The organism is Corynebacterium sp., assembly GCF_030826625.1.
Taxonomy (GTDB): Bacteria; Actinomycetota; Actinomycetes; order Mycobacteriales; family Mycobacteriaceae; genus Corynebacterium.
Genome location: NZ_JAPJNQ010000106.1, coordinates 1 through 5,363 on the forward strand (window position 1 = coordinate 1; position 5,363 = coordinate 5,363).

The window sequence follows — 5,363 nt, forward strand, 5'->3', positions numbered from 1 at the left end:
ATATAGCTGTCGTCTTTATAGATCCGAGTCGGCCCATCGACGAATCGCACGGACGTCACGCTAGGGTTTTTCCCGAGCTTTTCGCGTACGCGATCACCGATGCGCGCAGCACGCTCTTCGTAGTCGGTGATGAGATCGTCGGCTTTTTCGGATTTATCCGCTACTTCACCTACCAGGCGCAAGCTGTCTTTCCAGCCATGGCCTCCAGAATCAGAAAAAACCGTCGGCGCGATGCTGCTCATCCGTTCGTAGAGATCTTCATGCCGGACTTTCGACGACAAGATCGCATCGGGTTTCAGCGCAGCGACTTTCTCTAATGACGGGTCACTAAGCTCACCAACCGAGACCGCGTCACCTGCGTATTTCTCGCCATCATCGCCGAAATAAGCAGGGATTCCGCTGTCCCCTTGGAGCTCGGTGAAGCCAACGACGTGCAAGCCCAGAGCGATAGCTGGGTCCAATACCGTGCGGTCGAGTGCTGCGACGGTGGTAATTTCTTCGCCCAGCTCCGTCGATCCCATTGCGTGCGAAATTGTCCGTGTAGCAGACGATTCTGCAGGTTTGAATGTGCTGTCTGCAGTGCCGGTGGTTGTATTCTGGCTGGAGTGCGCAGAATCATCGGCTGGTGCGGTACATGCAGTCAGTAGCCCCAAGCTGCAGGCGACTGCGAGGAATGCGCTTCTGGCCTTCCGGCTGTGGAATGGGCTGCCGAGCGATTGTCTGCTTATCGACGTTGGGTGTGGGGAGAATTGCCTGTGGGGAAGTGGTGAGGAAACTGCTGCTGCTTCGGGCAGCGGGGATGCTGGCATTGTGGCTGTACCTCCTGGTCGCAAAACTGAAGTGCAGACCAGAAACGCCGAACTAGCGTACGGTGTTGTTGGCCTACCCTTATTAAGACCAATAGGTTAGCATAGCCAACTTTATAAGTTATTGTGAAGCTGGGTGATGATGTGGAGACCATGAAATAGGCACGGAGCCGTGGCGGGGTAAATCCCGCTCAACGTGCAGACCGGCCCCGCTAGACTCCCACAACGCTCCCGCTAAACGCGCGGCTGCTCGAACCATTTGACCATTGTCGAGTCCGTCTTGTATTCGAAGCCAAATTTTTCATAGCGTGCGCGTGCGCGGGGGTTATTCTCGTCGACAAACAAAGAGATGCCAGGAGCACCCTGGGTGCGTGCCAACTCTACGCCGGCTTCGAGCAGCCGGGTTCCAAGCCCCAAACCTGCGTAGCGGCGCTCCACGGCGATTACTAGCTCCGGCACCTCTGGGTAGCCAACCCAGCCAGAACCAGGGTTGTTGGACTTCCAGTAGCGCAGGAATAGCCCACCGGCTGGCACGGCATGACTCGATACTGCGATTACGCCACCTTGGGTGTAAGGATCCCACTGATTGACGTATTTGTGGTGGTCAGCAGCCTCGGAATCGGGAAGATCGCGTGATTCGTCGCCGAAGACGTCGGCAAGATAGTGCAGACGGGACAGGTAGGTGCGATCCTCGTTGGTCGCCGGGCGCAGATTAATCGTCGTGTCGTTAGTCATAACAGCCTAGGTTAGTCGAAAACGAAAGCATTGGTTTTGCTCACAGAGGTTTTGGCTACTTGATTTCCAGCATGACATCGCCCTTGCCAATCTGCCCGCCCTCAGAAACCTTCAGGCCGGTGACAGCACCAGATTTGTGCGCCTTGACAGGGTTTTCCATCTTCATAGCCTCGAGCACGACGATGACATCACCCTCGGCGACTTCCTGTCCTTCCTCGACCGCAACTTTGATGACGGTGCCCTGCATCGGGGCAACCACGGTATCGCCGGACACTGCGGCCTTAGAGCCACCACCGCGGCGCTTCTTTGCCTTTTTCTTTGGTGCCTCACCACCACCGCCGATGGTTAACGATCCAGGTAGGGCGACCTCGATCCGCCGGCCGTCGATCTCCACGACGTATTTCTGCGGCGGTAGCTCAGGTTCTGCTTCTGGTTCGATGTGCTCACCAGCAAACGCTGGAATATCGTTGGTCCATTCTTCTTCAATCCACTTGGTATAAACCTGGAAATCATCACCGTCAGATGCTGCGAAGGCAGGATCGTCAATAATCGCGCGGTGGAACGGAATTACGGTGGGCATGCCGTCCACGGTGAACTCGTCGAGAGCGCGGCGAGAACGCGCCAGAGCTTCGTCACGGTTCTCGGCATGGACGATCAGCTTTGCCAGCATCGAGTCGAACTGGCCGCCGATGACGCTGCCTTGGCGCACACCGGAATCGACGCGCACACCTGGGCCTGCTGGCTCGGAATAGGTGGCGACAGTGCCTGGGGTCGGCATGAAGTTGGCTCCGGCATCCTCGCCGTTGATGCGGAACTCGAAAGCGTGGCCGAGCGGGGTGGGATCCTCGGTGAAGCGCAGCTTCTGGCCTTCGGCGATGCGGAACTGCTCGCGCACCAAATCGATGCCGGTGGTGGCCTCGGTTACTGGGTGCTCCACCTGCAAACGGGTATTGACCTCAAGGAAGGAGATCAAGCCGTCGGAACCGACCAAAAATTCCACGGTTCCGGCGCCGTAGTAACCCGCCTGGCGGCAGATGCGCTTCGACGATTCATGGATTTCTTCGCGTTGCTTATCCGTCAAGAATGGGGCAGGGGCTTCTTCGACGAGTTTCTGGAATCGCCGCTGCAGAGAGCAATCGCGCGTGCCAACGACGATGACGTTGCCGTGCTGATCTGCAAGTACCTGTGCCTCGACGTGGCGGGCGCGGTCGAGATAGCGCTCGACGAAACATTCGCCGCGACCGAAAGCCGCGATAGCCTCACGGGTAGCAGATTCGAATAATTCAGCAACTTCCTCACGCTTGTAGGCGACTTTCATGCCGCGTCCGCCACCACCGAAGGCGGCTTTGATCGCGATAGGCAGGCCGTGTTCGTCAGCGAACGCTTCGACCTCGCTGGCATCAGCCACAGGGTCTTTGGTGCCCGGTGCCATCGGAGCATCTGCCTTTTCTGCGATATGGCGGGCGGTGACTTTATCGCCCAAATCGGCGATGGCTTCTGGGGAAGGACCAATCCAGATCAGCCCGGCGTCAATGACAGCGCGCGCGAAATCTGCGTTCTCTGACAAAAAGCCATAGCCGGGGTGGATGGCGTTGGCCCCAGATTTTTTCGCCGCGTCCAATACTTTGTCGAAGACCAAATAGGATTCTGCAGACGTGGATCCACCCAAGGCAAAAGCTTCGTCGGCAAGCTCCACGAATGGAGCGTTAGCGTCCGGCTCCGCATACACTGCCACAGACCCGATGCCAGCGTCTTTCGCGGCACGGATGATGCGTACCGCGATTTCGCCGCGGTTTGCGATCAGTACCTTGGTGATCTTTGTCTGTTCAGCCACGTTGGCCCTCCATAGCGTTCAAAGCGTTAAAAAGCGTTAATGCAAAAATCTTTGCACAATCTGTATTGCACAACTCGTTCAGTCTATTCTTACACATCAAAACATGAGAAAACCATCAGGTTTTGTGTCGTGTCGAATATCGTGGTGGAAAATCGTTAAAAATACGATTCAGGCAACCCGCGGACCTGTCCGGTTTGCCAGGTCCGACCACGATAAACCGTGAATTAAAAAGGCAGCTATTAGGCTTTGTCAGCTCCGCGTCTCAGCTCCGCGCTCAATCGGCATACCAATCATATTTCCCCACTCTGACCAGCCCCCGTCGTAAATACGTGTCGCTTTGTGGCCGAGCAAAAACTTGCCGATGAACCACACCAGAGCAGCGCGTGCGCCAACCTGCGAATAAATCACGCTGGATTCTGCGGGCCAGACCGCGTCGAGATCAGAGCGGGAACGGAACTTCCCACCTGCCGTCAGCAAAGACTTCCACGGCAGGTGCACCGCACCGGGTACATGGCCTTGTCGGCGCGTAGTGACCGCTCCCGGCCCAGAACCAAGTTCCTGACTGGCGGAGGCTTGATCACCAGGAACACCAGAAAACTCCGCAGCAGAGCGCACATCGACAGCGGTAATCGTGTCGTCGTCGGCAAGCTCATCAACGAAGATCCGGGCGTCGGTGTCGTTACGCTCGCACACCGGATAATTCGATGGCTGCATCACGATCGCTGGGCTGAGAGAGGTATCGCGCTCTTCCTGCATCCAGCCCTCGCGTCCGCCGTCCAAAATGCGGGTATCCGGGTGGCCGAACAACTCGAACACCCACAGCGCGAAACAAGCCCAACGGTTGCCACGATCGCCGTAGATCACGACTGTGTCGTCACGGTTGATTCCCAGACGCGACAGAAGAGCGGCGAAAGCTTCTCCGTCGATGATGTCGAGCGTTGCGGCATCGATGAGTTCGTCCGGATTAATGCGCAAAGCCGAAGGTAGATGGCCGATGTTATAAAGTACGGAATCTTCATTACACTCAACGACGTGCAAACCGTTCACACCCAAGCGGGCGGATAGCCACGAAGCAGAAACTAACCGCCCAGGATCCGCATATTCCCGAAACGAGGGATGGTTATCGAAAGCAATAGCCACGGGTCAGCCTTTCAGACGGCGGGAAAGTACACTCCATAAATCTTATCGAAAACCTTGCAGCGAAGGACCCAACATGCACAAAACAACTGCTGATAATGTCCAGAACACCGTTCAGAACGCCCAATCCGGCATCCACCGTGCCGTCGTCATTTTCGAAGTCGAAGGTGGCAACGACAAAACCATCCACGGCAACCGCGTTGACACCAAGCCGATTATCGCCGCGTTGCAGGCAGCCGGTTGGCATGCAGAAGTCGTCGTCTACCGCCCAGAGTGGGCCAATAAAATCTTCGATTACGTATCTGGCAGCTTCGATGCCTATATCTCTCGGGTAAACCCCGGCAATATCCCAGGCGGTGAGGAAGGCTATTTCGCGTTGCTGGAAAGGCTTGCCGACGACGGGTTGGCTGCATTCTCCCGGCCGGCTGAAATGCTCGCCTATGGTGCTAAAGATGCCCTGGTCAAGCTCAACGACACCGCGTTGGTTCCGGAAGATACCGCTGCTTACTACGACATCGATAGCTTCCGTGAGGCCTTCCCGATCTCGCTGGCCCGCGGCGAGCGCGTACTCAAGCAAAACCGGGGCTCGACGGGGGAGGGGATTTGGCGAGTACAGCTTGCCGACGAATCCGCCCGCCCGGCACCTGGTGAAGCGGTAGCAATCGATGCCCAAGTGACCTGCACCGAAGCGGTGGACAACCACACCGAAACCCATAGTCTTGGCGAATTCATGTCACGCTGCGAGGAATACCTGGAAGGCGAATCCGGCATGCTGGTTGACATGCGCTTTCTGCCGCGCATTGTGGAAGGTGAAATCCGTGTGCTGGTGGTTGGCGACACTCCAGTTTCGG

The 5,363-nt window shown here is 56.9% G+C and carries 5 protein-coding genes; 1 reads left to right on the forward strand and 4 read right to left on the reverse strand.

Annotation, left to right across the window (positions count from 1 at the left end):
* The 4 genes from RCH87_RS09990 to RCH87_RS10005 form a co-directional block, all read right to left on the reverse strand.
* The coding region (locus RCH87_RS09990) for an ABC transporter substrate-binding protein (RefSeq protein ID WP_306516554.1) at positions 1-521 on the reverse strand (521 nt) is incomplete at its 3' end.
* A gap of 519 nt (positions 522-1,040) precedes the next feature.
* Positions 1,041-1,541 carry a GNAT family N-acetyltransferase gene (locus tag RCH87_RS09995; RefSeq protein WP_306516555.1) on the reverse strand — a complete coding sequence of 167 codons (501 nt, stop codon included), beginning with the start codon at positions 1,539-1,541 and terminating at the stop codon, positions 1,041-1,043.
* A 55-nt stretch (positions 1,542-1,596) separates the two neighbouring features.
* A complete protein-coding gene (locus tag RCH87_RS10000) occupies positions 1,597-3,375 on the reverse strand; it encodes an acetyl/propionyl/methylcrotonyl-CoA carboxylase subunit alpha (protein WP_306516556.1) in 1,779 nt (592 codons plus the stop codon).
* Between the two features lie 249 nt (positions 3,376-3,624).
* Complete coding sequence (locus RCH87_RS10005; protein WP_306516557.1) at positions 3,625-4,515, reverse strand: sulfurtransferase; 891 nt, start codon at positions 4,513-4,515, stop codon at positions 3,625-3,627.
* Positions 4,516-4,645: 130 nt separating this feature from the next.
* Here RCH87_RS10005 and RCH87_RS10010 point away from each other — a divergent pair.
* On the forward strand, positions 4,646-5,363 hold a 718-nt coding region (locus RCH87_RS10010), incomplete at its 3' end, for a Cj0069 family protein (protein ID WP_306516558.1).